General features: G+C 66.3%; 28 protein-coding genes. 8 read left to right on the top strand and 20 right to left on the bottom strand.

Going from position 1 to position 26,110, the window contains the following annotated elements:
- Positions 1–156 precede the first annotated feature (156 nt).
- Both TVH25_RS13095 and TVH25_RS13090 read right to left on the bottom strand, forming a co-directional pair.
- The gene (locus TVH25_RS13095) at positions 157–828 is read right to left on the bottom strand and encodes an SDR family oxidoreductase (RefSeq protein WP_169620934.1); all 672 of its coding nucleotides are present in this window, start codon (positions 826–828) and stop codon (positions 157–159) included.
- A 57-nt stretch (positions 829–885) separates the two neighbouring features.
- The gene (locus tag TVH25_RS13090) at positions 886–1,536 is read right to left on the bottom strand and encodes a SanA/YdcF family protein (protein ID WP_422424377.1); all 651 of its coding nucleotides are present in this window, start codon (positions 1,534–1,536) and stop codon (positions 886–888) included.
- Positions 1,537–1,575: 39 nt separating this feature from the next.
- On the opposite strand from TVH25_RS13090, the gene TVH25_RS13085 reads away from it, so the two are divergent.
- Both TVH25_RS13085 and TVH25_RS13080 read left to right on the top strand, forming a co-directional pair.
- Complete coding sequence (locus TVH25_RS13085; RefSeq protein WP_422424375.1) at positions 1,576–2,586, top strand: PHP domain-containing protein; 1,011 nt, start codon at positions 1,576–1,578, stop codon at positions 2,584–2,586.
- 7 nt (positions 2,587–2,593) lie between these two features.
- The gene (locus TVH25_RS13080) at positions 2,594–4,027 is read left to right on the top strand and encodes a flavin-containing monooxygenase (protein ID WP_422424374.1); all 1,434 of its coding nucleotides are present in this window, start codon (positions 2,594–2,596) and stop codon (positions 4,025–4,027) included.
- Between the two features lie 16 nt (positions 4,028–4,043).
- On the opposite strand, the gene TVH25_RS13075 is transcribed toward TVH25_RS13080, so the two are convergent.
- Positions 4,044–5,069, bottom strand: coding sequence for a pirin family protein (locus TVH25_RS13075; protein ID WP_296551281.1), 1,026 nt, complete (start codon positions 5,067–5,069; stop codon positions 4,044–4,046).
- Entirely contained in the window at positions 5,066–6,004 is a 939-nt protein-coding gene (locus TVH25_RS13070) for a spermidine synthase (protein WP_422424373.1), read from the bottom strand. Before TVH25_RS13070 ends, TVH25_RS13075 begins: the two co-directional genes overlap by 4 nt.
- Positions 6,005–6,090: 86 nt before the next feature.
- Between TVH25_RS13070 and ggh the strand changes: the two genes are divergently transcribed.
- On the top strand, positions 6,091–7,428 hold the full coding sequence (ggh, locus tag TVH25_RS13065) for a glucosylglycerate hydrolase (protein WP_169652328.1): 1,338 nt from the start codon (positions 6,091–6,093) through the stop codon (positions 7,426–7,428).
- Positions 7,429–7,443: 15 nt separating this feature from the next.
- Here ggh and TVH25_RS13060 read toward each other — a convergent pair whose 3' ends face one another.
- From TVH25_RS13060 to TVH25_RS13045, 4 genes are all read right to left on the bottom strand, one after another.
- Positions 7,444–9,534, bottom strand: coding sequence for a PhoX family protein (locus TVH25_RS13060; RefSeq protein WP_422424371.1), 2,091 nt, complete (start codon positions 9,532–9,534; stop codon positions 7,444–7,446).
- A gap of 99 nt (positions 9,535–9,633) precedes the next feature.
- A complete protein-coding gene (locus TVH25_RS13055; RefSeq protein ID WP_422424369.1) occupies positions 9,634–10,815 on the bottom strand; it encodes an alpha/beta fold hydrolase in 1,182 nt (393 codons plus the stop codon).
- A gap of 78 nt (positions 10,816–10,893) precedes the next feature.
- Positions 10,894–11,673 (bottom strand): LLM class F420-dependent oxidoreductase, encoded by a 780-nt coding sequence (locus tag TVH25_RS13050; RefSeq protein WP_296551273.1) that lies wholly within the window; start codon positions 11,671–11,673, stop codon positions 10,894–10,896.
- A gap of 49 nt (positions 11,674–11,722) precedes the next feature.
- Positions 11,723–12,367 (bottom strand): TetR/AcrR family transcriptional regulator, encoded by a 645-nt coding sequence (locus TVH25_RS13045; RefSeq protein WP_296551271.1) that lies wholly within the window; start codon positions 12,365–12,367, stop codon positions 11,723–11,725.
- Positions 12,368–12,508: 141 nt separating this feature from the next.
- On the opposite strand from TVH25_RS13045, the gene TVH25_RS13040 reads away from it, so the two are divergent.
- Both TVH25_RS13040 and TVH25_RS13035 read left to right on the top strand, forming a co-directional pair.
- Entirely contained in the window at positions 12,509–13,678 is a 1,170-nt protein-coding gene (locus tag TVH25_RS13040; RefSeq protein WP_422424366.1) for an acyl-CoA dehydrogenase family protein, read from the top strand.
- A gap of 10 nt (positions 13,679–13,688) precedes the next feature.
- Positions 13,689–14,825: an acyl-CoA dehydrogenase family protein gene (locus tag TVH25_RS13035; protein ID WP_422424364.1), complete on the top strand. Its 1,137-nt coding sequence runs from the start codon at positions 13,689–13,691 to the stop codon at positions 14,823–14,825.
- Between the two features lie 10 nt (positions 14,826–14,835).
- Here the strand turns inward: TVH25_RS13035 and TVH25_RS13030 are convergent, their stop codons facing one another.
- The 12 genes from TVH25_RS13030 to TVH25_RS12975 form a co-directional block, all read right to left on the bottom strand.
- Positions 14,836–15,129 (bottom strand): gas vesicle protein K, encoded by a 294-nt coding sequence (locus tag TVH25_RS13030; RefSeq protein WP_296549566.1) that lies wholly within the window; start codon positions 15,127–15,129, stop codon positions 14,836–14,838.
- Positions 15,126–15,350 carry a gas vesicle protein gene (locus TVH25_RS13025; RefSeq protein ID WP_296549565.1) on the bottom strand — a complete coding sequence of 75 codons (225 nt, stop codon included), beginning with the start codon at positions 15,348–15,350 and terminating at the stop codon, positions 15,126–15,128. The genes TVH25_RS13030 and TVH25_RS13025 overlap by 4 nt, the downstream gene beginning before the upstream one ends.
- Positions 15,347–16,135, bottom strand: coding sequence for a GvpL/GvpF family gas vesicle protein (locus TVH25_RS13020; RefSeq protein ID WP_296549564.1), 789 nt, complete (start codon positions 16,133–16,135; stop codon positions 15,347–15,349). Before TVH25_RS13020 ends, TVH25_RS13025 begins: the two co-directional genes overlap by 4 nt.
- A complete protein-coding gene (gene gvpJ / locus TVH25_RS13015; RefSeq protein WP_296549563.1) occupies positions 16,128–16,511 on the bottom strand; it encodes a gas vesicle protein GvpJ in 384 nt (127 codons plus the stop codon). The genes TVH25_RS13020 and gvpJ (TVH25_RS13015) overlap by 8 nt, the downstream gene beginning before the upstream one ends.
- Positions 16,508–16,804: a gas vesicle protein GvpO gene (gene gvpO / locus TVH25_RS13010; protein ID WP_296549562.1), complete on the bottom strand. Its 297-nt coding sequence runs from the start codon at positions 16,802–16,804 to the stop codon at positions 16,508–16,510. Before gvpO ends, gvpJ (TVH25_RS13015) begins: the two co-directional genes overlap by 4 nt.
- Positions 16,805–16,808: 4 nt before the next feature.
- A complete protein-coding gene (locus tag TVH25_RS13005; RefSeq protein WP_296549561.1) occupies positions 16,809–17,063 on the bottom strand; it encodes a gas vesicle protein GvpG in 255 nt (84 codons plus the stop codon).
- 3 nt (positions 17,064–17,066) lie between these two features.
- Positions 17,067–17,879 carry a GvpL/GvpF family gas vesicle protein gene (locus TVH25_RS13000; RefSeq protein WP_296549560.1) on the bottom strand — a complete coding sequence of 271 codons (813 nt, stop codon included), beginning with the start codon at positions 17,877–17,879 and terminating at the stop codon, positions 17,067–17,069.
- Positions 17,879–18,304 carry a gas vesicle protein GvpJ gene (gene gvpJ, locus TVH25_RS12995; RefSeq protein WP_296549559.1) on the bottom strand — a complete coding sequence of 142 codons (426 nt, stop codon included), beginning with the start codon at positions 18,302–18,304 and terminating at the stop codon, positions 17,879–17,881. Before gvpJ (TVH25_RS12995) ends, TVH25_RS13000 begins: the two co-directional genes overlap by 1 nt.
- Entirely contained in the window at positions 18,301–19,491 is a 1,191-nt protein-coding gene (locus tag TVH25_RS12990; RefSeq protein ID WP_422424361.1) for an SRPBCC family protein, read from the bottom strand. Before TVH25_RS12990 ends, gvpJ (TVH25_RS12995) begins: the two co-directional genes overlap by 4 nt.
- A 5-nt stretch (positions 19,492–19,496) precedes the next feature.
- A complete protein-coding gene (locus tag TVH25_RS12985; RefSeq protein WP_296549557.1) occupies positions 19,497–20,165 on the bottom strand; it encodes a hypothetical protein in 669 nt (222 codons plus the stop codon).
- A gap of 398 nt (positions 20,166–20,563) precedes the next feature.
- Positions 20,564–21,091 carry a TIGR04338 family metallohydrolase gene (locus TVH25_RS12980; protein ID WP_422424359.1) on the bottom strand — a complete coding sequence of 176 codons (528 nt, stop codon included), beginning with the start codon at positions 21,089–21,091 and terminating at the stop codon, positions 20,564–20,566.
- Positions 21,088–21,897: a DUF2786 domain-containing protein gene (locus TVH25_RS12975; RefSeq protein WP_422424357.1), complete on the bottom strand. Its 810-nt coding sequence runs from the start codon at positions 21,895–21,897 to the stop codon at positions 21,088–21,090. The genes TVH25_RS12980 and TVH25_RS12975 overlap by 4 nt, the downstream gene beginning before the upstream one ends.
- A gap of 85 nt (positions 21,898–21,982) precedes the next feature.
- Between TVH25_RS12975 and TVH25_RS12970 the strand changes: the two genes are divergently transcribed.
- The 3 genes from TVH25_RS12970 to TVH25_RS12960 all read left to right on the top strand — a co-directional run bounded on the left by TVH25_RS12970 (position 21,983) and on the right by TVH25_RS12960 (position 25,987).
- Entirely contained in the window at positions 21,983–23,437 is a 1,455-nt protein-coding gene (locus tag TVH25_RS12970; protein WP_169620949.1) for an alanine/glycine:cation symporter family protein, read from the top strand.
- 46 nt (positions 23,438–23,483) lie between these two features.
- On the top strand, positions 23,484–24,557 hold the full coding sequence (locus TVH25_RS12965) for an ABC transporter ATP-binding protein (protein WP_169620950.1): 1,074 nt from the start codon (positions 23,484–23,486) through the stop codon (positions 24,555–24,557).
- Between the two features lie 155 nt (positions 24,558–24,712).
- On the top strand, positions 24,713–25,987 hold the full coding sequence (locus tag TVH25_RS12960) for an ABC transporter substrate-binding protein (protein ID WP_169620951.1): 1,275 nt from the start codon (positions 24,713–24,715) through the stop codon (positions 25,985–25,987).
- Positions 25,988–26,110: the final 123 nt, after the last annotated feature.

The raw sequence follows: 26,110 nt of genomic DNA, 5'->3' as shown, positions 1-26,110 counted from the left end.
CCACAGCCACCGCCGGCGCCTGCTCCGGCTCCGCCTCGTGCGCCGGCCCCGCCACCTCCGCCGCCGCCCCCTCAGTTCCAGATTCCGATTCCCGGCGGACCTCCGGTCGTCATTCCGCTGCCCTTCTGAGTCCTGCGGCTCCGGGGCGCACCCGCGTCACCAGGGACGCAGAACGATCTCCGTGGGTTGCGCGTCGCGCGGGGTCTCGATCGCCTGCCGCACCGCCCGGGCCACCGTGCTCGGCTTCAAGAACTGCTCCGGGTCGTACTCGCGACCTTCGGTGGCGATGATCGCCCTTTGCATGTCGGTGTCGATCCGGCCGGGGTGGACCGAGGTGACGCGCAGCGACGGCTCCTCGAGCCGCAGCGCGTCGCCGAACGCGCGGAGCGCGAATTTGCTCGCCGCATACGCACCCCAGCCCGCATTCGCGCGGAGACCCGCTCCCGAATTGATGAGCACCACATGCCCGTTCGCTGCACGCAACGCAGGGAGCAGCAACCGGGTGAGCTCGACGACGGCGACGACATTGCTTTCGAACGTCTCGCGCCACTGACCGGCGTTCCCGTCGGCGATCGTTCCGAGTTCCGCGATTCCGGCGTTGTGTACAAGAACGTCGAGGTGCTCGATGCTCCCCGTGGATCGTGCAACGGCATCGTGGTCGAGGAGATCGACCGGCCACGCGGTGGCGGCCGGAAGTTCGGTGAGCACGGCGTCGAGGGAACCGCGACTGCGCCCACCGACCAGGAGATCGTGTGTGGGGGCGAGTTCACGGGCGATCGCGGCACCGAGGCCGCGGCCTCCGCCGGTGATGAGAGCTGTTGGACGCATGGGTCCACACTATGAGCCGCGCGGAGGGCATGGCGATCGCGGCAGGACACCGCCTGCTCAGCGCACCGCCAGGATGTCGGCGAGCCGGCCGTCGCGCGGCGTCGACACCACCGGGTCACGGGGGAACCGCAACTCCAGGAATGCCTTCGGTCGCGAGAGCAGATGCTCGCGGAGAAGATTCCGGACGCGGGTACGGGTTCGTACGTCCCCGCTCGCCCGGACACCCGTGATGTCGATGCCCGCCCGGCGGCACAGCGCGACGGCGCGGGGCAGATGAAACGACTGCGTCACGATCAGCGCGTGCCGGACTCCGTAGGTCTCCACCGCCCGGCGAGCGGTGTCGTAGGTGTCGAGGCCGTACGGATCGGTGACGATCTGCTCGCGGTCGACGCCGTGCGCAACGAGGTACCCCACCATTGCCGCGATCTCGTCGCCTGACGTACCCGCCGCGTCGCCCGACACCAGCACCGCCCGCACCCGGCCGCTGCGGACCAACTCGACGGCCGCGTCGAGCCGTCCTCGCAGGTACGTCATCGGCGCACCCGCACGCACCCGGGCGCCGGGCACGATCACCACGGGCGCAGGGGGCGCATCGGCGATGTCCACCATCAGGCCCTGCGCCTGCGCGCTCACCTGTGACGACACCCAGGCGAACGCGGACATACCGCCCGCGACGGCGACGGCAAGAGCAATCGGACATTTCGGCATGGCCTCCACCGTACGGACCCGCGTTGCCACAATGGAGAGATGGATCCGGTCACAGCTCTTCGTGAGGTCGCGTTCTATCTCGAACGCGAGCACGCCGCCACCTACCGCGTCCAGGCCTTCCGGCACGCGGCCGACATCGTCGCCGGACTCGACGACGTGGCGCGGTCCTCGAGGCGCCGCCGGGACAACTGGACGGAACTGCCCGGCATCGGTCCGAAGACCGCAGCGGTGATACGCGAGTCCTTCGACGGCGTTCCCGAGTACCTCGCCCGGCTGCGCGAGGAAGCCGAACCCATCGGGAGAGGCGGGCAGGAATTGCTCGCGGCGCTGCGCGGTGATCTGCACACCCACACGGACTGGTCGGACGGCGGCAGCTCGATCGACGAGATGCACCGCGCCGCATCGTCGATGATCGGGCACGAGTACTACGCGCTCACCGACCACTCCCCCCGGCTCACGGTCGCGAACGGGCTCAGCGCCGAACGCCTTCTCACTCAGCTCGAGGTGGTCGCGGAGATCAACGAGAAGGGCGAGGGCGCATGGATACTCACGGGAATCGAGGTCGACATCCTCGACGACGGAACGCTCGACCAGGACGAGGGCCTGCTCGCGGAACTCGACGTGGTGGTGGCCAGCGTGCACTCCCACCTCCGTGCCGACCGTGACGTGATGACGAAGCGGATGCTCCGTGCTGTCGAAAACCCTCACGTCGATGTGCTGGGGCACTGCACGGGCAGGCTCGTCACGGGAGGTCGCGGGCAGCGTCCCGAATCGAAGTTCGACGCCGAGAAGGTGTTTGCGGCGTGCCGCGACCACCGCACCGCGGTGGAGATCAACTCCCGGCCGGAGCGCCGCGATCCCCCGTCACGCCTGATCGATCTCGCGCTGGCGACGGAGTGCCTGTTCTCCATCGACACCGACGCCCACGCACCCGGGCAACTCGCGTGGCTGGGCTACGGTTGTGAGCGCGCTGCCGAGCGGGGCGTCGAACCGGATCGGGTGATCAACACGTGGTCCGTCGACGACCTTCTCGCCTGGACCGAAGGGTAGGAACCCGGTGGAACACGTCGATGTGCTGGTCGTCGGTGCCGGTCTTTCCGGAATCGGTGCCGGATACCGCCTGCAGACGCGGTGCCCGGACCTCCGGTACGCAATTCTCGAGAGCCGCGACTCCCTCGGCGGAACCTGGGACCTGTTCCGGTACCCCGGAATCCGATCCGACAGCGATATGTACACGCTGGGTTACCCGTTCCGGCCGTGGCGAGGGGAGAAGTCGATCGCCGACGGTGCGGACATTCTGCAGTATGTACGCGACACTGCCGCCGAAAACGGAATCGATACTCGAATACGGTTCGGGCACAAGGTGACCGAGGCATCCTGGTCGTCGGAGCATGCGCGGTGGACGGTGCGTGCCCGGGTCGGAGACCGGACGGTCGAGATGTCGTGCTCGTTCCTGTACCTGTGCAGCGGCTATTACAGCTACGAGTCCGGGTACCTACCCGAGATTCCCGGGCTGGACGACTTCGCGGGGACGGTCGTCCATCCCCAGTTCTGGCCGGAGGATCTCGACTGGCACGGCAAGCGGATCGTGGTGATCGGTAGTGGTGCGACAGCGATGACCCTGGTGCCCGCGCTCGCGGAACTGGCCGAACACGTGACGATGTTGCAGCGCTCGCCGTCGTACGTCATGTCTCTTCCGGCGCAGGACGGGTGGGCCCGCCTCCTGCACCGTTACCTGCCCGGCGCCGTCGCCCACCGTGCGGTGCGGGCGAAGAACGTGGTGACCAATCTCGGTTTCTACCAGTTCTGCCGGCGGGCACCGTTTCTCGCGAAGCGCGTGCTGCGCACGCTGACCGCGCGCCGACTCCATGACAAGGCGCAGGTCGATCCTCACTTCACGCCGTCGTACGATCCGTGGGACCAGCGCCTGTGCGTGGTGCCGGACTCCGATCTGTTCGAGGCGCTGGGAACCGGCGCGGCAGAGGTCGTCACCGACCACATCGACACGGTCACCGAGAAGGGTGTCCGGTTGCGTTCGGGAACCGAACTCGACGCCGACGTCCTGATCCCTGCCACCGGCCTTCGTCTGGTACCTGCCGGCGGGATCGCGATAGCCGTCGACGGCGAACCGGTCGATCTTTCCTCCACGGTCATCTATCGCGGCACCATGCTCGACGGCATCCCGAACGCCGCGTTGTGCATCGGTTACACGAATGCGTCCTGGACCCTCCGTGCCGACCTCACATCTTTGTACGTCTGCCGGGTGCTCGGATACATGCGCCGCAAGGGATACCGCATCGCCGTACCCTCGTACACCGGCGACGGGCAACGCAGACCGCTGCTCGGATTGAACTCGGGGTATATCCACCGCGCGGAAAACACGCTGCCCGGCCAGGGTTCCCGCAGCCCATGGCTCATGCGCCAGAACTACCTGCTCGATCTGCCCACCATGAGATGGGGCCGGGTCGACAGGTCCATGCAGTTCAGGTGATCCGCATTCTGCCCGGTCAGGGCGTCTCGACCCTGCCATCGGGGTAACGCGCGAAGCGCCCCGATTCCGCGGGATGCACCGGGCCGTCGGACTCCCACGGCCAGCCACCGAATCCGGTGCGCCGGTAGTCGTCGAAAGCCTTCCGGACGCCGTCTTCGTCGTTGAGCACGAACGGCCCGTACGACACGACGGGCTCACCGATCGGGCGACCCTGCATCATCAGGATCTGCGTCCCGTCGGGTCCGCCCCGGAGTACCACCGGTGCCGTGGCGTCGACCAGCGCACCGTGGCCGGATTCCACTGCGGTACCACCGATGGCGACCGGGGAACCGCTGTAGACGTACAGGACCCTGCGGGTGTCGGGGCCCGCGGCGGGCGGAAGTGTCCACTCCGATCCGGCAGAAAGGTCGATGTTCCAGATCGCGACGTCGGACTCCGGCCGAGATGCCCACGACGCCGGCGGTGGAGGTGGCGGTGTCGCGTCACCGAGCGCACCCGCAAGGACGCGGACGTGCGTGGATCGCCCGGATGCGTCGGTCGCGACGACGGTGGGCGTGACCTCGTTCCACAGCATCGCGAAGTGAGGTTCCGCGGTTTTCGACTCGCGGGGAAGGTTGAGCCAGATCTGGAACAACTCGAGGGGGTTGGGGCGGTCACGGTGCAGCAGGGGGAACATCTCGCTGTGCACCACGCCGTTGCCTGCCGTGAGCCACTGCGTATCGCCCTCACCGAAGCGCGCTGTGGCCCCCACGGAGTCGGAATGATCGATGATGCCGGTCCGGACGAACGTCACTGTCTCGAAACCGCGATGCGGGTGCTGCGGGAATCCGGGGACGGTCGTGCCGTGGTACATGTTCCAGCCCTCGGGATTGCCGAAGTCCTGACCGAGCGGACGACCGGTGAGCGGAGCGTCGGGACCGAGGTCGGGGTTGCCTGCCGGGTAGGCGTCGACGTGATGGGCGACGAACAGGAACGGATCGATCGTCTGCCAAGGGGAGCCCAGAGGGAAAACCTGCAGTACGGGCGAGTCCACGGAAGTCATGATTCGTGCAACCCCTGCGTCTTCCCGTTTGTTCCGGCCTCTACCGGTGTGCCGGACTTCCGGACCGGTGCCTCACTGTCGTCGATCACTCGCGAACCGGCCGCGAACCGCCGTACCTGGGTGTCGTCCCACAAGTGGGCAGGGACCGCACCGCCGAGCAATTCCCTTGCCAGCGAAGGAGTATCGGACAGTGGCGTATCGCTTCCCGCGATGATGATGTTGCCGTACCGCCGGCCCTTGAGCATCGCGGGATCGGCGATCACGGCCAGGTGTTCGAACACGGAGCCGATGGTGGCGGCCTCTCGCCGCGCCGTGGTCAGGTCGCGGGTGTCCCCGCAGTTGACGACGTAGATGCCGCCGGGCGAGAGCACCCGCCGCGCGTGACGCGTGAATTCGACCGTCGTGAGTGCAACAGGCGTCCGGTCGAAGGCGAACACGTCCCGCACCACGAGGTCCCTGCTGTCGTCCGAGAGGCCGGTCAGGACCGCACGGGCCTCCCCCACCCGGATGCGGAGCAGCGGTGCGCGCGGAAGATCGAACCACTCGCGTACCAGCTCGGCGAGCCGGCCGTCGATCTCCACGACCACCTGGCGCGCGTCGGGATACACGGCTGCGAAATACCTCGCCATCGTGCACGCGCCGCCACCGAGATGCAGCGCGCGCAGCCGGGTGTCGGTGGAGAATCTGCTCTCCACGAGCAGCGCGATCCAGCGCATGTACTCGAACTCGAGCAGGGTGGGATCGCTCAGGTCGATATGAGAACTCGGCACCCCGTTGACCTCGAGCACCCAGCCGTCGGGCAGATACCGGTCCTTGACCAGCTCACATGTACCGGTGTCGATGTCGTACAGACCCTCCACGGGTCCCTTCGCGGCATCTGTCGCTTTCACCCGGCGCGGCGTCGATGCAGCCCGGCCACCTCGCTGCCTGCCCATACTTCGAGCGTAGTCCCGCATGTATCGCGCGTGTTACACAGGCGTGCCCGGCGTGCGGATCGGCGGGGAAGCCGGAGAATGAGACGATGCCGGACCGAGGATTCACCCCGACTCAGCTCGCCGCGCGCGCCGCCTACCTGCTGCGCGGCAACGACCTGGGATCCATGACCAGTGCCGCACCCAGGCTGTATCCGCACATGTGGAGCTGGGACGCCGCGTTCGTCGCGGTCGGACTCGCGCCGCTCAGCGTCGAACGCGCCGTCGTGGAACTCGACACCCTGCTGTCGGCGCAGTGGAAGAACGGCATGATCCCGCACATCGTGTTCGCGAACGGTGTCGACGGATATTTCCCCGGGCCGGCGCGATGGGCCGTGTCCGAACTCGCGGACAACGCCCCGGTGGGAGTGGAGACGTCGGGCATCACACAACCCCCTGTGCACGCGATCGCCGTGCAGCGCATCCTCGAGAACTCGCGGCGGCACGGCCGCAGCACACGAGCGGTCGCGGAGGAGTTCCTGGACCGCCGGTGGGCCGATCTGATGCGGTGGCACCGGTGGCTCGCCCATGCCCGCGACCTGGACGGTAACGGCCGCATCGCGCTCTACCACGGGTGGGAATCGGGCATGGACAATTCGCCGCGGTGGGATCTCGCCTACTCGAACGTCACCGCCGGTAACGTTCCGCTCTTCCGCCGTGAGGACCTCAATCACGTCGCCGATCCCGCCGAGCGTCCCAGTGACGGCGAGTACGCCCGCTATCTGTGGCTGCTCGAGGAGATGAAGGCGGCGCGCTACGAGGACGACGTGCTCGCCAAGACGATGAGCTTCGCGGTGGAGGATGTGTTCGTCAGCGCGATCTTCTCCCTGGCGTGTGAAGTTCTGGCCAATATCGGCGAGGAACACTCCCGGCCCAACGCCGATGTCCGCGACCTGTACGGCTGGGCCGAACGGTTCCGGCACGGCGTCGTCGCGACGACCGATCCCCGCAGCGGCGCAGCGAAGGACTTCGACCTTCGTAGTGGAAAATGGGTAGCCACAGACACTCTCGCGATGTTTGCTCCGCTTCTGTGCGGCGGTCTCGACCGGCAGGCGGAGCGGGCGCTGCTCCGGACCTTCGAAGGCCCGAAATTCTGTGGCCACCCCGATCTCCGTTACGCGGTGCCACCGTCGGCCTCGCCCGTCTCGGGAGCGTTCCGGCCCCGCGAGTACTGGCGAGGCCCCGTGTGGCCCGTGATGACGTGGTTGTTCTCGTGGGCGTTCGCCCGGCGCGGTTGGGCAGAACGTTCGAACATGTTGCGGGCGGAGGGGTTACGCCAGGTCAGTGACGGTTCGTTCGCGGAGTACTACGAACCGTTCACCGGTGAACCGCTGGGCAGCATGCAGCAGTCCTGGACCGCTGCCGCCGTCCTGGATTGGCTGGGGTAGCGCGCCGCAGGCCCGTCAGGTGCCGATCCGTCCCTTGTCGGACTTCCATGCTGCGACGACAGCCGGCCGGGGTGCGGTGTTGCCGCCCTCGGGCCAGTGCGATGCGGGACTGTCCCACGATGCCTCGTCGGTCTCCCCCGGATGCTGAACACACACGACCACCCGGTCCGCGTCCACGATCGGGCCGCAGGTCTCGGCGCCGATCGGCACGGTGAGGAATTGTTTCGTTTCGCCGCGGCGCGGCCCGTCGAGTACAACGGCGAACAGGCCGTCGTTGGAACCGAGAGCGTTACCGTCCGTGGAGATCCACAGGTTGCCGTGGGGGTCGAAGGCGAGATTGTCGGGGCACGAGATGGGACTGACCTGCGCCGGGTCGAATCCGCCGAAGTAGGTGTCCGCCTCGTTCGGGTCACCGCACACGAGCAGCAGATTCCACGTGAACGATGTGCCCGCGTGGTCGTCGTCGATCTCGAGAACCTGGCCGTTCTTGTTGTTGACGCGCGGGTTGGCTTCGTCGGCGGGGGCCGTACTGTCTGCGCCGCGCTTGGTGTTGTTGGTCAGTGCCACGTACACCTTGCCGGTCACCGGGTTGGGCTCGAAGTCCTCCGGCCGGTCCATCTTGGTCGCACCGACCTTGTCGCCGGCGAACCGGGTGAAGACGGCCACCTCGTCGGCGCTCATGCCGTCCACCAGCGAGACTCCCCGACCGTCTTCCTCGGCGCGCAGCAAGGGAATCCACCGGCCTGTGCCCGAAAATCGGCCGCCCTCCGGGGGTGTGCCCGACCCGTCGATCGCGCCGGGGTGATCGCCGGTGAGTTCGGCGACGTACAGCGTCCCGGCGTCGAGCAGAGTCATGTTGTGCCGTACTGCGGCCCGGGAGTTCCCGGGTTGCATCTTCCGCGACGAGACGAACTTGTACATGTAGTCGAAACGCTCGTCGTCGCCGCTGTAGGCGACCACAGTGCCGTCGCCGGTGACGTACACGGTTGCGGCTTCGTGCTTGAAACGCCCGAGCGCGGTGTGCTTGACCGGGACGGAGTGCGGATCCCACGGGTCGATCTCGACGATCCATCCGAATCTGTTCACCTCCTGGGGCTCGGATGCTATGTCGAATCGCGTGTCGAAGCGTTCCCACTTCCGTTCGGTCTCACCGCCTTCCAGTCCGTACCGCGCCAGTCGTTCGGCGACGACAGGGTCGGTGATGCGTTCTGCGTTCGCAAAGTACTGGTTGAAGTTCTCCTCGCCGGACAACACTGTGCCCCATGGTGTCAGGCCACCTGCACAGTTGTTGAGGGTGCCCGCGACGCGCGTGCCTGTCGGGCCCGCAGTGGTTTTCAGCAACTCGCTTCCGGCGGCGGGTCCGGTGAGGACGAATTCGGTGGTTCCGGTGATGCGCCGGTTGTACGGTCCGAATGTTGGTGTGAGACGCCCGGTCCCGGGCTCACCCTGGACCTGGACGACGGACAGTCCGTGGTTGGCCCAGCCCATCCGCACCTGTTCCTCGGTGGGGTTCTCGGCGTCGTAACCGGCGAACATGAAGGGCTCGGTGGTGTACTCGTGGTTGACGACGAGCAGATACGTGTTCGGTACCCCGTCCACCGGGAGCAACCCGGCGAAGTCGTTGTTGAACCCGAACTGCTTTTCCTGTGCTGCCGCCGTCTGGCGATCGATGTCGAACGCGGGAGCGCCGGGCAGAACGGCATCGCCCCAACGGATGACCACCGCGGATTCGTACCCGGCCGGTACCGTCACGGCGTCGTCGGTGTTGGGTGCCACCGCGGCGAAGTCCGTTCCGGTGGCCGCGGGTCCGAGATCTACCGCACGGGGGCCGGCGGTGGGTTCTGCACCGCTGCTCGCGGCCGCGGAGTCGTCCGCACAACCGGCGAGGGCACCTCCGGCCCCCACTGCGAGAACGGCCATTGCGCCGCCGCGCAACACCCCGCGGCGTGTGAGCGAGGTACGCACGACATCGCCGAAATAGGTACCGCCGGAGGTGTTCGGCACGCTCTGCGAGCATGCGTCGCCACATTTGTACAGGCAGGTGATGTTCGCGCGGGACGAACTGCCGTCGTGCGTCGGGAACAGGGGCAGGTGCGTGCGGGCCACGGGCGTATCTCCTCGGTTCGGGGGGCTCCGAGCACCGTAGGAGTCGTACACGATCGGCAGGGAACGAGAAGATGAACGGGTAATGAGCGTTGTGCGCCTTCAGGATCCGTCCGGAGCGATGCCGTCCGCCGCGTCGTCGTTCGTGTCGACCGCACCGGGCCGCGTGTCCAGAAACGGTGCTACCCGCCGGGTGATCGCCTCGTTGTACGCCGCCGGCGCCTGGATCGGGTTGGCGTGCCCGATGTGTCCGAGCTTCGACACGAGGAGCGTTCCGCCGGGTCCGCCTGCCTGGTCGAGGAGAATCCGCTGCGTGTAGTCGACGTCCACGACCGGGTCGTCCTGCGCGAGCCGGGGCCGCAGGAAGACGACGGCGGGACGGACCTTGTCGTCGCGGGGTTCGGCGAGCGCCTGCAGATTGTCGGTGGCGCCCGACGCGACGATCGCGCGGAACTGTGCCTCGATCAGTCCGTTGCTCGCGGCATCGTCCGACAATATCTTGTCGCGCAGCACCTCGTCGACCACGTTCCGCAGTTCGGTGGTGTCGATCCGCCGATACCAGCGGTCCGAGGGGACGACGAAACGATCCTGCCGTGCGGCGACCTCGACCGTCATCCGCATCAACCGGCTTTCGCGTGCGCCGGGCAGCCAGCCGATCCAGCGGAGCAGGTCTTCCCCCGCATTGCGGCTTTCGGCCCGCACCGCGTGGAGGTCCACCGGAGTGCAATCCAGGATCACGCCCCTCACCTCGAGCGGTGATTCCTCGTACAGGTGCTGCGCGACTTCCAGCGCGATGATGCCGCCCATGCTGTGCCCGACGAGGACGACGTTCTCCACGCCCGACCACCCGGCACGCTCGAGGATCAGATCGCTGACGACAGCGGTGTCGAGACCGCTGTTGTCGTATTGGACCGACCACACCTGACCGATTTCGCTCAACGCCGGTAACGCCTCGGCGGTCGGGGTCGCATCGAGGTTGCCCAGGCCCACCAGATCGACCACGGCGGTATCGAGATCGTCTCGCTCCGCCGCGTCGTAGACCTGATGGATCTGCGGTTGTGTCAGGGCAAGCTTTTCCCGAACGGGTGCGACGTCCCACGTCCAATACAGGGTGGCCAGCACGATCAGTGGTACGAGCACGTACACGAGCCGGGCCAGAACGATGCGCGCGCGGCCGAAGCGGGTCCCGCTGTGGCCGAGCCGGGTATCGCGCATGCGCCGGCGCCGGCGGTCGTCGTCCCAGTCGTCGGAGGTGCACGGTGGAAGATTCGGTAGATACGGCATGCACCATCCATGGTAGGTGCTGAGACGTGTGCGCCACGTAACAGCACCTACCCGTGGGTTTTTCAGGCCGTGGGTTTTTCAGGCGAGACCGGCGCTCGCGTCGCGCCAGGCGATCGCCTCGACGAGGGGCGCGAGGTCGTAGTCCGGCCCGCCGATGCCGATGGTGAACTGGGTGATGCCCTGTTCGACGTAGAGTGCGGCCTTGTCGACGCCCGGCCAGTCCGTGGATCGCTCGATCTCGTCGGGGCTACGGCCCAGATCGGCGCAGCGTTGCGCGAGGATGTCGGACTTCTCGACGTGGGTGTCGAACTCGCCGAAACTGTGCCAGATGTCTGCGTACTTCGCGACGAGCGGAAGGGTCTTCTTCGGACCGCCACCACCGATGAGGATCGGGATGTGCCGCGTGGGCGGTGGGTTCAGTTTCTCGAAGCGCGACGTGATGCGGGGCAGATATTCGGCCAGGAGGTCCAGGCGGGAGCCTTTCGTGCCGAAGTCGTAGCCGTACTCGTCGTAGTCCTTTTCGAACCAGCCGGAGCCGATACCGAGGATGAGACGGCCGCCGCTGATGTGGTCGACCGTGCGGGCCATGTCGGCGAGCAGATCGGGGTTGCGGTAGCCGCCTCCGGTGACCAGTGCGCCGATCTCGACGCGTTCGGTCTGCTCGGCCCAGGCACCGAGCATCGTCCAGCATTCGAAGTGGGCGCCGTCGGGATCGCCGTAGAGCGGGAAGAAGTGGTCCCAGTTGAAGACGATGTCCACGCCGGCGTCCTCGGCGCGGAGCACGGTGTCGCGAATGACCCGGTAGTCGGGTTGTTGCTGGGGCTGTAGTTGAAGTCCGATACGAATGGTGCGCGTCATCGTTCCACCGTAGGACGGCGCCGCCGACTCCGCACTGCCAACAGCGTGCTCAACCGTGCGCCGGAATCTCCGGCATCCCCGGGTATTCGTCCTCGAGTCCGCGGAGAAACGATTCCAGGAGGAGTTCGAAGCTGTCCACGTCGATCTCGGCCGCGTACTCGCGCAGCCGGTGCGCCTGCGAGAGATGCGGATATCGGGTGCTGTAGGTCTCGGCGTGATGGTCGAAGCTGCCCGCGAACGACGTGATCGCCGAGCCGATGACGATGTACTTGATCGACGCTCCGATGAGCGTCGCGGCTCGCGGGGGCCAGCCCGCGCGGGTCAGGCCCCCGTGGACGGCGTCCGCATGGTGCAGGGCGGTCGGACGCTGGCGTGGACTCGACGCCAGGAAGGGGACGAGGTTGGGATGGACGGCGAGTGCCGCCCGATACGAGCGCGCCCAGATCCGCAGGCCTTCCTGCCAGTCCTCGCCCTCGAATCCGCTCACATCCACCGTCGCGGCGATGCCGTCGGCGATGTCGTCGAACAGCTCGTCCTTGTTCGCGTAGTGGCTGTAGAGCGAGGGTGCGCGCACGTCGAGTTCGGCAGCGATCCTGCGCATGGACACGGCAGCCAGGCCGTACTCGTCCACCAGCGCGAGCGTGGTGTCGCGAATGAGCGATCGGTTGAGCAGGGGCGTGCGGGGTCGTGCCATGGAAGGTCCTTTTCGGCGCCGATCTGGACGAACTAACGATGTAAGGTTAGTTTTGCATTGTGTTGGGCGCCACAATTTCGCGAACGTGCGGGATTCCGGGCGCTCATGAGCCATTGCCACCACCCGTGACGGAAGGCCCCCATGAACCTGAAGCTCACCGAGGAGGAGCGCGCATTCCGTGACGAGCTGCGCACCTTCTTCACCACCGAGATCCCCGCCGATGTGCGCTCGAAGGTCGCCGCCGGCAAACCTCTCGGCAGGGACGACTTCATCGCGACTCAGCGTATCCTCCACGCTCGGGGCCTGGCCGTCCCGAACTGGCCCGTCGAATGGGGCGGTCAGGAATGGACCCCCATGCAGCGCAATATCTGGCTCAGCGAGATGCAACTCGCGTCGGTGCCCGAACCGCTGCCGTTCAATGCGTCGATGATCGGTCCTGTCATCGCGCAGTTCGGCTCGCAGGACATGAAAGAACGCTTCCTCCCCAAAACCGCCAACCTCGACATCTGGTGGTGCCAGGGATTCTCCGAGCCCGAAGCAGGGTCGGATCTCGCGTCGCTCAAGACCCGCGCGGTGCGCGACGGTGACGACTACATCGTCAACGGACAGAAGACCTGGACCACACTCGCCCAGCACGCCGACTGGATCTTCTGCCTCGTCCGCACCAACCCGGACGTGAAGAAGCAGGCCGGTATCTCGATGCTGCTCATCGACATGAATACACCCGGGGTCACCCGGCGGCCGATCAAGCTGATCGACGGCAGCCACGAGGTCAACGAAGTGTTCTTCGAGGACGTGCGTGTTCCCGCAGAAAACCTTGTCGGCGAAGAGAACACGGGCTGGACGCAGGCCAAGTTCCTGCTCGGCAACGAACGCACCGGCATCGCCAGGGTCGGCGCGACCAAGGTCAAGCTCGCTCGCGCCAAGAGCCTCGCGGCGGACATCGCGGTCGGAGACGGCACTCTGCTCTCGGATCCGATCTTCGCCTCGCGTCTCGCCGAACTCGAGAACGAACTGCTCGCTCTCGAACTCACACAGCTGCGGGTGGTCGCCGGATCTGCGGACGGTAAGCCCAATCCGGCATCGTCGCTGCTGAAGCTCCGAGGCTCCGAATTGCAGCAGGCGGCGACCGAGCTCCTCGTCGACGTTGCGGGACCGGACTCGCTGCCGTCCGGCGCCTCGGACATCGATTCGCCGGAATGGGCGCAACTCACCACCCCGGCCTACCTCAATACCCGCAAGGTGACCATCTACGGCGGTTCGAGCGAGGTACAGCGTTCGATCATCGCTTCTTCGATTCTCGGACTGTGAGGCCCAGGACATGAACTTCGAACTCGACACCGAGCAGGACCTGCTCCGTAAGACCGTCCGCGACATGCTCACTGCGGCATACGACGTGGAAGCCCGTAACCGAGTCTCCGACAGCGACCTGGGGTGGAGCCCCGAGGTATGGAAGCAGCTCGCCGAACTGGGAGTGCTCGGACTGCCTTTCGCGGAGGAACACGGAGGCATGGGTGCCGGCCCGGTGGAGGTCATGGCGGTCATGACCGAAATCGGCCGTACGCTCGCACCCGAACCGGTACTCGCCGCGGTGTACCTGCCGGGCGGTCTCGTCGCCGAACTCGGCAGTGACGCACAGCGTTCCGAACTCGTGCCGCGGTTGTCCGAAGGTGATCTCCGGCTCGCTTTCGCGCACGACGAGCCCGGTAGCCGGTGGCCCACGATCGATGTCGCCACCACCGCGACCCGCGACGGTGACCGGTGGTTGCTCTCCGGTCGCAAGAACCCTGTGCTGCACGGAGATTGCGCCGACATCGTCCTCGTGTCCGCGAAGCTTCCCGACGGCGGCGTGGGCCTGTTCCTGGTCGACGCCGGTGCGGACGGCCTCTCGCGCACGGTCTACCGCACGAACGACGAGCGACGCGGTGCGCAGATCGTGCTGGACGGCGTGGCGGCGCAACCCCTCGGTGACGCCGTCGACGCGTCCGCCGCGATCTCCGGCGCCGTCGTCCGCGCGCAAGCCGCGCTGTGCGCCGAAGCGGTCGGGGCGATCGACGCGTCGGTGCAGCTGACGACGGGATATCTGAAGCAGCGCAAGCAGTTCGGTGTTCCGCTGTCGATGTTCCAGGCGCTGACACACCGCGCCGCCGACATGTACGTCCTGTACGAGCTGGCGGCCAGCATGAGCCTGTACGCAACGATGGCACTGGCGGACGGCATCGTCGATCCGATCATCGCGTCGAGGGCGAAGTTGCAGGTGGGCCGGACCGCACGCAAGGTCGGGCAGGAGGCGGTGCAGATGCACGGAGGCATCGGTGTCACCGCGGAACACTCCATCGGCCACTACCTGAGCCGGCTCACCGCGATCGAGCACACGCTCGGCACCATGGACGATCACCTTCGGGTACTCGCCGGCGGCGTGACGGACTACGACCGAGTCGAGATCGCCGGAGTGTGACCGCTGCGGCTCACTCCCGGGGCAGCAACGTCCCCAGCGGACCGAGGTCGATGTTGAGATCCTCGGGGGTGAGCCCGAAGTGGTCGCGCAATTCGGCCATGCGTTCTTCGAGCAGCATCAACGTAGTTCCGACGCGTTCGATCTGCTCGTCGCTGAGATCGCCCGCATCCACGCGGTGCAGTGCCTGGCGCTCCATGAGCTGCCGGAGGAGTTCGACCAGGGTCAGCACCAGCGTCACCAGCCCCCGCTCCACGGATTCAGGATCGGCGTCGATACGTGGAGGGAACCTCGCGGACTCGCTCACGGTCCCCGTACCCCACGCGGAACGGGCGCGTCGATTCCCTGAACGGACAGCGTGCTGATCGACGAGATGAGCGCGCGGAGCGAGATCCGTACCAGGTCGATCTCGGCGATAGACAGTGTGATGTCGCCGGTGATGACCACGCCTCCCGACAGCACGCGATCCAGCAGATCGATCAGTGCGATCCGCCGCTCCTCGTCCACCGATCCGTCCGCGTACCTCACGGTGAGATCCGTTCCGCACCGGCGAACGAGTAGGGCGGCCACGGACCGCTCATCTCGAGCCGAATCCCCGGAAACTGCGACCCCAGTTCCTCCACTTCGGCACGGAGTTCGTCGGCGCGGTCGTCGTCGACGAGATATGTGCCGTTGAGCAGCATCCATTCGTGGCTTCCGCTCAACGCCGGATCGGTCGGTGCGCCCCGGCGCCCGGCAGCGGCCTTGCGCAGCAACCGGTCATGGATCTCCTCCGCGCGGGCAGCGGCGTCACGTTCGACGCTCTCTTGCGCTGTCAGTTGCGCGCGGCGCCGCTGAAGGTAGGCAGTTCCGCTTCCGGAGACGCCCTCTTCCGTGCGCGATTCGGCGGCCGCCCGCGTCAGTTCCTTCCTGTCCGCGAACGCTTTGACCCCCCACTCGGTTCGTCCCCGAACCAGCGCGAGTGCCGACGAGAACTGTTCCCGGTGCTCGGTCAGGAGTTCCCGGACCCGCTCGTCTTCGAGGCAGACGGTCGCCAGACGCAGCGGTACCACGGGTGCCTGTCGGGACAGATCAGCGACAACCGCATCGTGAGCTCGGGCAACATGTTCGAGCCATTCCATGTCCTCCAGATTGTGCGCCAACGCGGCCTCGCCGAAACCGTCCAGGGGCACTGTTCCCACCACGGCGGTCAATCCGCCTTCGTGCACCGTGCGGATCCGTTCGCCGGCCACACCGGAAGCGGCCTTCGTCCCGCGGTCGGCGAGTATCTCCTCGGTCACCGCGTACATCCAGACCCCGGTCGTGTCAGCCACGGTCCTCCTCGTCCACGATCTCCACCGGTTCCGTCGATCCGGCTGCCTCGAGTGCGGCGAGCCGTTCGCGTAACCGCCGGTTCTCCAACTCCAGTTCTGCACGGTCCGAGACGATCTCGGGTGCACGCGCCTTGCTCGTCAGCCACGGGTCGTTCTCCCACCAGTCGATTCCGACGGATTTCGCCGTCTCGAGCGATGCGATGACGAGCCGGAGTTTGATGGTGAGAAGTTCGATGTCGAGCAGGTTTACCTGGATGTCGCCGGCGATGACCAGGCCCTTGTCGAGGACCCGTTCGAGGATGTCGCCGAGATTGGTCGACCGGTTGCCGCCGCCGTAGGGCTGCGGCGCCGCTGTGCCTCCGCCCACGACCGTCATATCCCGGTCCTCGCTCCGATGTCGCTGCTACCGCGTGCGTAGCGACGGGTCCTCCGGTACGCGAGCAGGTTCCCGTCCAAATCGATCTCCACCTCGTAGAGCGCGAGCATGTCCGTCGACGCGGGGATCCGCCTGTCCTCGACCACCTCCACCTCGACGATCCAGCCGTCTTCTGCCGGTTCGACGGAGGTGACACCCTGTGTCTCCTTCAGGGTCAGAGTCCCGAGGTGAGTGAGAGCCGCCGACGCAGCTTGTGCTGTCGAGATCGACGGTGGGCCGGTGTCTCTCGCCATGAGGTCACCTCTTCATCCTGTCGGCCCCGGGTCCGCCGGGCGAGATCATGCGGTTCAGGACCGCCTGCTGGGCATCGTCCTTCTCTTCCGGCGAAATATCGCCGGCGGCCGCAGCGTTCTCGATCTCCTCGAGTTCGCGACGTACGTTCGCAGGGTCGTGCAGTTGCTGCTCGACCTGTTCTTCGATGATCTCCCCGACCCACATCACTCCTTTGACAGGGGCGAGTGGCAGGGTGATCAGGGTCGTCAGAAGTCCCATCGTTCAGTCCTCCTCGCGCGAATCGGATTTCGTCACGAAGTCGTAGGCCGCCATCGGGCCGAGCAGCGAGATCTCTACCCTGCCGTCCCATTCGTTACCCAGCTCGCGGAGAATGCCCTCGAGTTCGTCCTGTCTGTCGAGTTCGACGAGGACGGCGATATGGACCGCATCCTGCTCGTGGGTGGGCTTCCGTTGGTTGACCATGGGATCGAGCGCGGATACAGCCTCGATCGTCCGTCGGGTGTCCTCATCACGTTTGGCTTCGATGGCCCCCTCGATGATCTCTCCGAGCGCCATCCGGGCTTCGCGAGTGGCGGCTTCGGACTGTCCGCGGATCTCTTCGCGCAACCGTGCGGCCTCGGGATCGTCGTCCAGGATCTCCTGCAGCACGGCCCTTTCCACGTACCTCCCCTTCACGACGAACTGGGCCAGGCCTTCGAGTTGATCGAGTGCCGCCGTGAGTTCGTCCTCGTGCCCCTCGAGCAGTTCTTCGGCGACGGCGTCGCGATCGGCGAGGACCGCACCGAACCTGAACGGGATCACGGGCGCGACAGTCACAGTCCCGTCGAGGAGGCCGGCGTGGGCCGTGAGGTCGTCGGGTGTGCCGAGTGCGCGATCGGTCGGGATCTCGCTCACCAGAGCCGCGATGCGGCCGGAACGGACGACGGAGATCCCGGCGGGTGGATTACCCACGCCTTCCGCGTCCTCTTCGGGTTCCACGTCCGAGGGCACGATGCCGTACACGTACATCGCAGTGGCGGTGTGTGTATCGTCTCCGCCGCCCTGTTCCGGTCGTTCGGTCTGCTCCGTGGACATCAGTCCTCACCCCTCCGCGGTCGCCGAGCCGTCTGTCCTTGTTCCTGCACCTCGCCGAGGAAGTCGCCGACCTTCTCTCCGGCCGCCTCGAGTGCTCCCTTCGTCTTGTGCTTGGCGCCGCCGGAGGCGATGTCGCCGACGAGATCCGGCAGACCCTGGGGTTCGTTCTCGGAAATCTCCAGCCGATCGACGGCATCAGCGAATCGCAGGTAGGTGTCGACACTGGCGACGACGACCCGCGCGTCGATGGTGAGAAGTTCGATACCGACGAGCGACGCCCGCACGTACGCGTCGATGACCAGACCCTTGTCCAGGATGGTGTCCATGACATCGGCCAGTCCCGAGGAGTCCGAGCGAGCGACGCCGCCGCCACCGCTCCCGCCCCCACCGCTCCCGCCGCCCCCGCCGGCGGGCTGGATGGTCATGACCGGGACGCTCGCGACCGCGCAGGACGAGTTCCGGTGCTCTGCTGTGCCCGGGTCCGTTTCGCGGGAACGGGTTCCTCGTCTGCCTCGTCTCCTTCGTCCTCCGAATTATCGTCGGGCAACTCGTTTTCGTCGTTTTCGTCGTCGTAATCCTCGTCCTCGTCGCCCTCGTAGTCCTCCTCCTCGTCCCGGAGTTCCTCGTCGTAACCTGACTCTTCGGCCGCCCGCTCCTCCTCTTCCCTCCGTGCGGTCTCGTCGTCCTTGACGACCTCTTTCTCGCGGATCTCGCCGTGCCAGCCCACGATTTCGTCGGGACGCAGTATGGCGTCGGTCATCACATGACGCTGGAAGTGCTTCAGTTCCAAGCGTGCCCGTCGACCGACAGCACGCCACAGGTTCGCCGTATGCTCGAACAACCCGCGAGGGTGATACTCGAGGATCATCATGATCCGGGTGAGATCGGGCGTGAGTTCGTGGAAGGTGACGGCGCCGTCGATGTACCCCTTTCCGCCGGTGGAGCGCCACACGATTCGTTCGAACGGAACCTGTTCGAGGATGGAGGATTCCCAGTTCCTCCGGGACCAGAACACCTTGCCGGTCCAGTGGAGTTTCTCGTCTTCGACCTGTTCGACCTGTTCGACCTTCTTCATGAATTTCGGCCAGTCGGCGAATTGTGTCCACTGGTCGTAGGCCAGGTCGAGCGGCACCCCTACGTCGATGTACTCGACGATGTTGGTGAGCTTGAGTTTCTTGTTGCTCCCGCCACCCTTGCCTTTGTCGCCGCCGGTGATCGAGTCCTTGACGTCCCCGAACTTGTCCTTCGCGGTGTTCTTGAGATGGTCGAATCCCGTGCTGGCCGCTGCCTTCAGTGGCGACTCGCCCTGGGCGAGTTTCTCGACACCCGTCAGCGCGCTCGCCAAGTTCCCACCGCTGCCGTCGGAGTAATCTTTCAAGCGGCCTGCCGTGCCGGTGACCCGGTCCGACAGTTTCGACAGCGCATTCTGCGCGATCGTCCCTGCCAGTCCCTGCAACGATTGCTGCAGGCTTCCGGTCGCGCCACCTGCTGCCGTTCCCGCTGTGCCGGTGGCGGTCCGGCCGGCTCGGCCTGCTGTATCGGTCGCGCTCTTCCCGGCCGTGCCCACTGTGTCGGCGACTCCGCCCGGCAAGTCCTTTACTGTCTTGGCCATCTTTCTCACCGTCCTGTTCGACGTACGGGAGCGCGGCCCGAGGGCGACGCATTGCTGTGTGCGGCCCGCTTGCGGGGCTTGGGAGGTGCGTCCTCGGTGCCGGCCGCGTCGTTGTCGGCCGGCGCCTTCGTGTTCCGGGAGGCGCGAGGCCGGGAGGGTGTGCGGGTGGTGCGGCGCTGGGGTGCGGGACGCTCGGGTTCCGGTTCCTCCTCGGCGCCGGAATCCTGTTCGTCCGTATCGCCCTCGCCGGTGTCGGTGTAGCCCGTCTCGTCGCTCTCCCCGGTGCCCTGATAATCGTCCGCTTCACGGCTTTCGTCGTATTCGTCCTCGTATTCCGGCTGCCCGGCTTCCTCGTCGGATCGGGCTTGCGCGCCGTCACCCTCAGCCCGGGACTGGAGCCGATCGTTGAGGGTGTCGATGCGGTTGCTGACCGCCGTCACGGCTGCGGCACGAGCAGCGTGGACGAGTTCCCCCCGAACGGATTCGGTGATCTTGGTGATCTCGGGGGAGGAGCCGAGTGCCGAAGAGCCTCGCTGCAGGAGGTCCTGAGGGCCGGCGGGAAGCTTGCCGGTGGCTCCGGCACCGGCGAGCATCAGGGCCAATCGCATCTTCTTCGTGCGGCCCAGGACATATCCGATGCCTACACCGAGGGCGATTCGTGCTCCGGGTTTCATCACCGTGCTCCTTCGTGTGCGGCGCATGGAGCGTGCTCGGAAGGGAGCCGGAAGGTTTCGTGGTGCACACGTCCGACGCGCCTACGTATGATGCGGAACACATTACGGTACTTCGGGCCGTGAATCGACGGCTCGGTCACTCTGCGACCGAAGTGCAACCGGAGCAGACTAAAGTACCAATAAGTATGTTCCACAAGGCGATACGAGAGTTGCTACATCTCGCTGCGGCCGGAGGAGTCGTCGGTCCTCGTGTGGGCGGAGGTGGAATCGGCGGATGTGAAAAAGTACCGATAGGCATGTTCCACAGGGGGATACGAGCGTTGTCACGTCTCGGTTCCGGACAGCAGGACGATTCCCACCGAAGTCCTTGTCTCGGCCCGCGGCCCTGGGAGTCGGCGCTATCGTTGCGGACCGGTCGCGGTGGAGATTCCTGCCGCCTGTAGGACGAATGCTGCTTCCGGGCCGATGATTCCGCCTATCAGTGCGAGAAATCGATCGACGAACGCGGGGCCGTGCGCGCCCTCGGTGGCCTCTTCCGGATCCAGAGGATCGAGATGGTGAGAGAGTTCGTGCAGCACGACCATCTCCCGAAATGCCCACGCGGTATTGGAGCGATGTTCGGGCAGGGCGATTGTGGCGCAATCGTTTTCGTAGTGCGCGGCGGCATTACCGGCGCGAGCACGGATCCGGACGGGCACCGCGGCGCGCGGCCAGCGGGCACGCACCCAGTCGAGCGCGAGTACGGCATCGACGTACCGCTGCACGGAGTCGAGGGACGCGAACCGCCGCTCGACGGGCAACGTCACGCTCGACCCTGCGACGTCGACGGTGCGCAGACCACGCTCGTCGGCGAGATCGAACATGCGGCGCACCATCGCCTCCGCGTCGTACACCGCAGACTTGCGGATATCACGAACCCGGGTCATCCCTCCAGCCTCCTCGGCGAAGACGGAAGTTCGGGTGCCGTACCCAAGCGAGCCGCGCGACCCGCCTTGTCGCCGGCACGCTGTGCATCGGTCGAGCGTGCCGACGGAGCACGGTTGCCCCGCCAGCTTCCCCGGGCCTGGGACGTGCTGCGGTAGAAGTCGCGCAATTCCACGGCTTTGCCGCGCAGCACGAGTTCGGTCCCGGGAGACGACGACTCGGCGTCCTTCTCGATTTCCTCTTTGGTTTCGGCCAGGCGTGCACCGATACGCGCAGCGAACGCCGACTGGAAGTTCAGCCTCGCGGTGACGGGAGCGATCGGCTTGCGTACCCGCGTTCTGACGCCGCGCCCGCCGCGCCGTTCGATCACGGTGCGGACCGTCGACTCGCTGCGGTAGGTGCCGGACCGCAGATACGCGTCGGACGCACGGACCATCTGCACCAGCAGCGACGAGTACAGCGCCTCGCACGCGTCGATATCGTCGGCGAAGCCGTAGGCGAAGATCACCGTCGACGTGGCCGTGATGTCGCACTGCACATCGTTGGCCGCGGCGATGGCCAGGAACAACTGCGCGTAGGTGCGCAAACCCTTCTTCCCGACCTCCCCGATCGTCACCAGTCGCTGCACCGGGGTGGCGCGACGCTCCTTGGCGCCCGCGTGCGCGCGTGCCACCGCGAGGTCGACGGAGGCGGCGGTCGCGAGTCGCTGCGCGGCCGCCAGGAAGGCGTCGGCTTCGTGCGCGTTGTCCGTCGACTCGGCCTGTCTCAGCAGGCCACCGATCCGGGTCAACATCTTGTCCGAGCTCACCAGAGAAGGGTAGGCCGTCGCACCGACGCGGGGTGCTGACCTCAAAGCGCTGCGGGATCTCCGTGAACAGCCCAAGATCGGCAGGATGGACGTCGCAGTCGATTTTGTCACCGCGGTCAACGACCGGTTCTGGTATGCCGTGATCGCCTTGCTCATCGGATCCGGTCTGTATTACACGATCCGGTCGCGGTTCATCCAGATCAGGCTGATTCCGGACATGCTGCGCTCGATCGTGGAGAAGCCCGAGCGACTCCCCGACGGGGAAGAGGGCATCTCCGCATTCCGGGCCTTTTCGATCTCGGCGGCGTCCCGCGTCGGTACCGGCAACGTGGCGGGGGTCGCCATCGCGATCAGCCTCGGCGGCCCGGGTGCGGTGTTCTGGATGTGGGCCATGGCGCTCATCGGAGCGTCGACGGCGTTCCTGGAATCGACCCTCGCGCAGTTGTACAAAGTGCGTGACAAAGGCGCATACCGCGGCGGACCCGCGTACTACATGCAGTACGGGCTCGGTAAGCGCTGGATGGGAATGATCTTCGCGGTGATCATCACGATCACCTATGGGTTCGTGTTCAACGCGGTGCAGACCAACTCGATCGTCGATGCGGTCGCCGGTTCGGTCGGTGACAAGACCTTCGGTCTGCAGGTCGTCGTGGGAATAGGGGTCGCGTTGTGCGTGGCCGCCGTGATCTTCGGCGGGGTCCGGCGGATCTCGGCGGTGTCGCAGATCGTGGTTCCGGTCATGGCGACCGCATATCTGGTGATCGGTGTGGTGGTCGTGATTCTCAACGTGGGCGAGGTGCCGGGGATGTTCCGGCTGATCTTCGAGAACGCGTTCGGAATCCGGGAGATCGTCGGCGGCGGATTCGGTGCCGCATTCATGAACGGCATCCGCCGGGGCCTGTTCTCGAACGAAGCCGGCATGGGGTCGGCACCCAACGCCGGCGCCACGGCGTCCGTCTCGCACCCCGTCAAGCAGGGACTGGTGCAGAGCCTGGGCGTGTACTTCGACACCTGGCTCGTCTGCTCGATCACCGCGTTCATCATCCTGCTGTCCGAGCCCGAGTTCGGCGGCGGTCTCGAGGGTGCCGCGATGACCCAGAACGCACTGTCGCTGCAACTGGGCGACTGGACGGTGCATTTCCTCACCGTCATGATCTTCTTTCTCGCCTTCACCTCCGTTATCGGCAACTACTACTACAGCGAATCGAACATCGAATTTCTCACCGGGACGCGCAGGGCACTGCCGTACCTGCGCAGCGCAGTGGTGCTCTGCGTGTTTCTCGGTGCGATCGGATCGGTGCCCCTCGTGTGGGCACTCGCCGACCTCTCGATGGGCGTGATGGCGATCGTCAACCTGATAGCGCTGATCCCGCTGTCCGGCATCGCCTACGCGCTGTTCCACAACTACACCGCACAGCGCAAGCAAGGACGCGATCCGGTGTTCCATCGCGGGGACGTTCCCGGCCTCCGTGGGATCCAGGTCTGGGGCGAGGACGACGAGTTCACACCGAGTAGCGGAAATACGCCACGAACACGGTAGATTCCCCTACCGCACAGACTGTGTTCCGCTTCGGAAAGGATCTGCGATGGCCTCGGTGACCTTCGACAAGGCGGTCTGCCTGTTCCCGGGCTCGACGACCCCCGCGGTCGATTCGCTGGATCTCGAGATCGAGGACGGGGAATTCCTCGTCCTGGTCGGCCCCTCGGGCTGCGGCAAATCCACGTCGCTGCGCCTGCTCGCCGGTCTCGAGGAAGTGCACAGCGGCCGCATCCTCATCGGCGACCGCGACGTCACCGCGCAGGATCCGAAGGAACGCGACATCGCGATGGTCTTCCAGAACTACGCGCTGTATCCGCACATGTCGGTCGCCGAGAACATGGGATTCGCCCTCAAGCTCGCGAAGCACCCCAAGAGCGACATCCGGGAGCGGGTCGTCGAAGTCGCCAAGATGCTCGACCTCGAACCGTTCCTCGACCGCAAGCCCAAGGCGCTGTCGGGTGGTCAGCGGCAGCGCGTCGCGATGGGCCGCGCGATCGTCCGCCAGCCGCAGGTGTTCCTGATGGACGAACCGCTCTCCAACCTCGACGCCAAACTCCGCGTCCAGACCCGGACGCAGATCGCACAGTTGCAGCGCCGGCTCAACACCACGACCGTCTACGTCACTCACGATCAGGTGGAGGCGATGACGATGGGTGACCGCGTCGCGGTCCTCGACAAGGGTGTCCTGCAGCAGTGCGCGTCGCCGCGCGTGCTCTACAACAAGCCCGCCAACGTCTTCGTCGCCGGATTCATGGGGTCGCCCGCGATGAACCTGTTCCGGCTCCCGGTGATCGACCGGGGCGTCCGGCTGGACGAGAGCTATGTGCCGGTACCGCGCGATGTGGTCGGCCAGGTCACCGAGTCGGAGGTCACCCTCGGCATCCGTCCCGAGCATCTCGAGATCTCGAACGACGGCCTGCCCATGGATGTCGACGTCGTCGAAGAACTCGGTTCCGAGGCGTACGTCTACGGGCGCGCGGTGGTCGGTGGCCGAGACCAGCAGATCGTCGCCCGCAGCGACTGGCGGAGTCCGCCGCAGAAGGGCGAACGCGTGCACCTGCGGTTCGACCCCGAGCAGGTTCACATCTTCAGGACGTCGGACGGGACGCGCATCGGCTGACCTCCGGAGGTGAGCACCGGCGAACCCCGACACTCGGCCGTCCAGGATGGGCGGAATGCCGACTTTTCCGGGTGGCGCGTGCCACAGTAGTGGCCGGTGTCGGTTACCTCCGCGTTACCGGCGATATTTTCCGACCTCGAATGGGGAGATAGTTGATGAATCTCAACACGAAGGCGATGCGTAGAGCCGCGATCGCCGCGACGGCGGCCACTGCGCTCGTCCTCGCAGGTTGCTCGTCCGACGACAACGCCGGCAGCGACGACAACAGCAGTGCTGCGCCGGCAGGTGGCCGCGGCCCGATCACGATCGTCGAGGGTCAGGATCCCCTGAACACGGCGCTCGAAAGCATCATCGCCGACTGGAACGCCGATCATCCGGACGAGCAGGTGACGTTCAAGCCGCTCGCGACCGAGGCCAACGACCAGTACGACGACATCGCGCAGCGCATGCAGGCGCGCAGCGACGAGTACGACCTCATCGCCGTCGACGTCACCAACACCGCGGAATTCGCGGCCAACGGATGGCTGCGGCCCCTCGAGGGCGACTTCGCGATCGACACCGAGGGCCTGCTGCCCGCGACCGTCGAATCGGGCACCTACAACGGCACCCTGTACGCCGCTCCCAAGAACACGAACGGTGCGTTCCTCTACTACCGCACCGATCTCGTCGACCAGGCGCCCGCCACGTGGGACGACCTGAAGGCCGAGTGCCCGAAGGCCGAAGAAGCCGGCATCGCGTGCTACATCGGCCAGTTCAAGAACTACGAGGGCCTGACGGTCAACGTCACCGAGATCGTCAACGGCTTCGGCGGCTCCTTCGTCGGAGAAGACGGTCTCGCACCGGCAATCGACGAGCAGACCGCCGAAGGCCTGCAGTTCATCGTCGACGCGTTCGAGGACAACATCATCCCGGCTGCGGCGCAGACCTACACCGAGGGCGAGTCGCAGACCGCGTTCGGCAACGGTGAGGCGATGTTCCTGCGCACGTGGCCCGGCTTCTACACCGACGGTGAGAGCTCCTCGATCGCCGGCAAGTACGGCATCGCCGTCCTCCCGGGTGTCGACGGACCGGGTGCGTCCACGCTCGGTGGCTACAACGTCGGCATCAGCGCGTTCAGCGATGCGCCGGAGACCGCGCGTGACTTCCTCGAGTTCATGCAGACGCGCCAGTCGCAGCTGTACTACGCCGAAGCGGGCGGCGCTCCCGTCCTCGCCGAGGTCTACGACGATGCGGCGATCATCGAGCAGTACCCGTACTTCACCACGCTGAAGGAAGTTCTCGAGGCTGCCAAGCCGCGTCCGGCGTCGCCGTACTACTCGGCCGTGTCGAAGGCGATCTCGGACAACTCCTACGCCGCGATCCGCGGTGAGAAGACCGTTCAGCAGGCGCTGGACGACACCCAGGCCGGCATCGCAACCGCCGGCAACTGATGCTCTAGGAGCAGTACATGGCAGAACCGCAGGTCGGTATTCCCGCGGATCCGCCACACGACACCGCGGTGGGGGGCCCCGGCGGGGCCCCCCCCCGGGCGGGGGGGGGGGGGGGGCCGGGGG

The sequence above is a fragment of the Rhodococcus sp. 7Tela_A2 genome, assembly GCF_049311045.1.
In the GTDB taxonomy this organism is placed as follows: domain Bacteria; phylum Actinomycetota; class Actinomycetes; order Mycobacteriales; family Mycobacteriaceae; genus Rhodococcus.
The sequence above is the reverse complement of the archived record's forward strand: the minus strand, read 5'-3'. Positions and strand labels throughout refer to the sequence as shown.

Bases quoted from the DNA above. Each gene is read 5' to 3' on its own strand.
- TVH25_RS13095 (WP_169620934.1), bottom strand. From the start codon at position 828: ATGCGTCCAACAGCTCTCATCACCGGCGGAGGCCGCGGCCTCGGTGCC.
- TVH25_RS13090 (WP_422424377.1), bottom strand. From the start codon at position 1,536: ATGCCGAAATGTCCGATTGCTCTTGCCGTCGCCGTCGCGGGCGGTATG.
- TVH25_RS13085 (WP_422424375.1), top strand. From the start codon at position 1,576: ATGGATCCGGTCACAGCTCTTCGTGAGGTCGCGTTCTATCTCGAACGC.
- TVH25_RS13075 (WP_296551281.1), bottom strand. From the start codon at position 5,069: ATGACTTCCGTGGACTCGCCCGTACTGCAGGTTTTCCCTCTGGGCTCC.
- TVH25_RS13070 (WP_422424373.1), bottom strand. From the start codon at position 6,004: ATGGGCAGGCAGCGAGGTGGCCGGGCTGCATCGACGCCGCGCCGGGTG.
- ggh (WP_169652328.1), top strand. From the start codon at position 6,091: ATGCCGGACCGAGGATTCACCCCGACTCAGCTCGCCGCGCGCGCCGCC.
- TVH25_RS13055 (WP_422424369.1), bottom strand. From the start codon at position 10,815: ATGCCGTATCTACCGAATCTTCCACCGTGCACCTCCGACGACTGGGAC.
- TVH25_RS13050 (WP_296551273.1), bottom strand. From the start codon at position 11,673: ATGACGCGCACCATTCGTATCGGACTTCAACTACAGCCCCAGCAACAA.
- TVH25_RS13045 (WP_296551271.1), bottom strand. From the start codon at position 12,367: ATGGCACGACCCCGCACGCCCCTGCTCAACCGATCGCTCATTCGCGAC.
- TVH25_RS13040 (WP_422424366.1), top strand. From the start codon at position 12,509: ATGAACCTGAAGCTCACCGAGGAGGAGCGCGCATTCCGTGACGAGCTG.
- TVH25_RS13035 (WP_422424364.1), top strand. From the start codon at position 13,689: ATGAACTTCGAACTCGACACCGAGCAGGACCTGCTCCGTAAGACCGTC.
- gvpJ (WP_296549563.1), bottom strand. From the start codon at position 16,511: ATGACGGTCGTGGGCGGAGGCACAGCGGCGCCGCAGCCCTACGGCGGC.
- gvpO (WP_296549562.1), bottom strand. From the start codon at position 16,804: ATGGCGAGAGACACCGGCCCACCGTCGATCTCGACAGCACAAGCTGCG.
- TVH25_RS13005 (WP_296549561.1), bottom strand. From the start codon at position 17,063: ATGGGACTTCTGACGACCCTGATCACCCTGCCACTCGCCCCTGTCAAA.
- TVH25_RS13000 (WP_296549560.1), bottom strand. From the start codon at position 17,879: ATGTCCACGGAGCAGACCGAACGACCGGAACAGGGCGGCGGAGACGAT.
- gvpJ (WP_296549559.1), bottom strand. From the start codon at position 18,304: ATGACCATCCAGCCCGCCGGCGGGGGCGGCGGGAGCGGTGGGGGCGGG.
- TVH25_RS12990 (WP_422424361.1), bottom strand. From the start codon at position 19,491: ATGGCCAAGACAGTAAAGGACTTGCCGGGCGGAGTCGCCGACACAGTG.
- TVH25_RS12985 (WP_296549557.1), bottom strand. From the start codon at position 20,165: ATGAAACCCGGAGCACGAATCGCCCTCGGTGTAGGCATCGGATATGTC.
- TVH25_RS12980 (WP_422424359.1), bottom strand. From the start codon at position 21,091: ATGACCCGGGTTCGTGATATCCGCAAGTCTGCGGTGTACGACGCGGAG.
- TVH25_RS12970 (WP_169620949.1), top strand. From the start codon at position 21,983: ATGGACGTCGCAGTCGATTTTGTCACCGCGGTCAACGACCGGTTCTGG.
- TVH25_RS12965 (WP_169620950.1), top strand. From the start codon at position 23,484: ATGGCCTCGGTGACCTTCGACAAGGCGGTCTGCCTGTTCCCGGGCTCG.
- TVH25_RS12960 (WP_169620951.1), top strand. From the start codon at position 24,713: ATGAATCTCAACACGAAGGCGATGCGTAGAGCCGCGATCGCCGCGACG.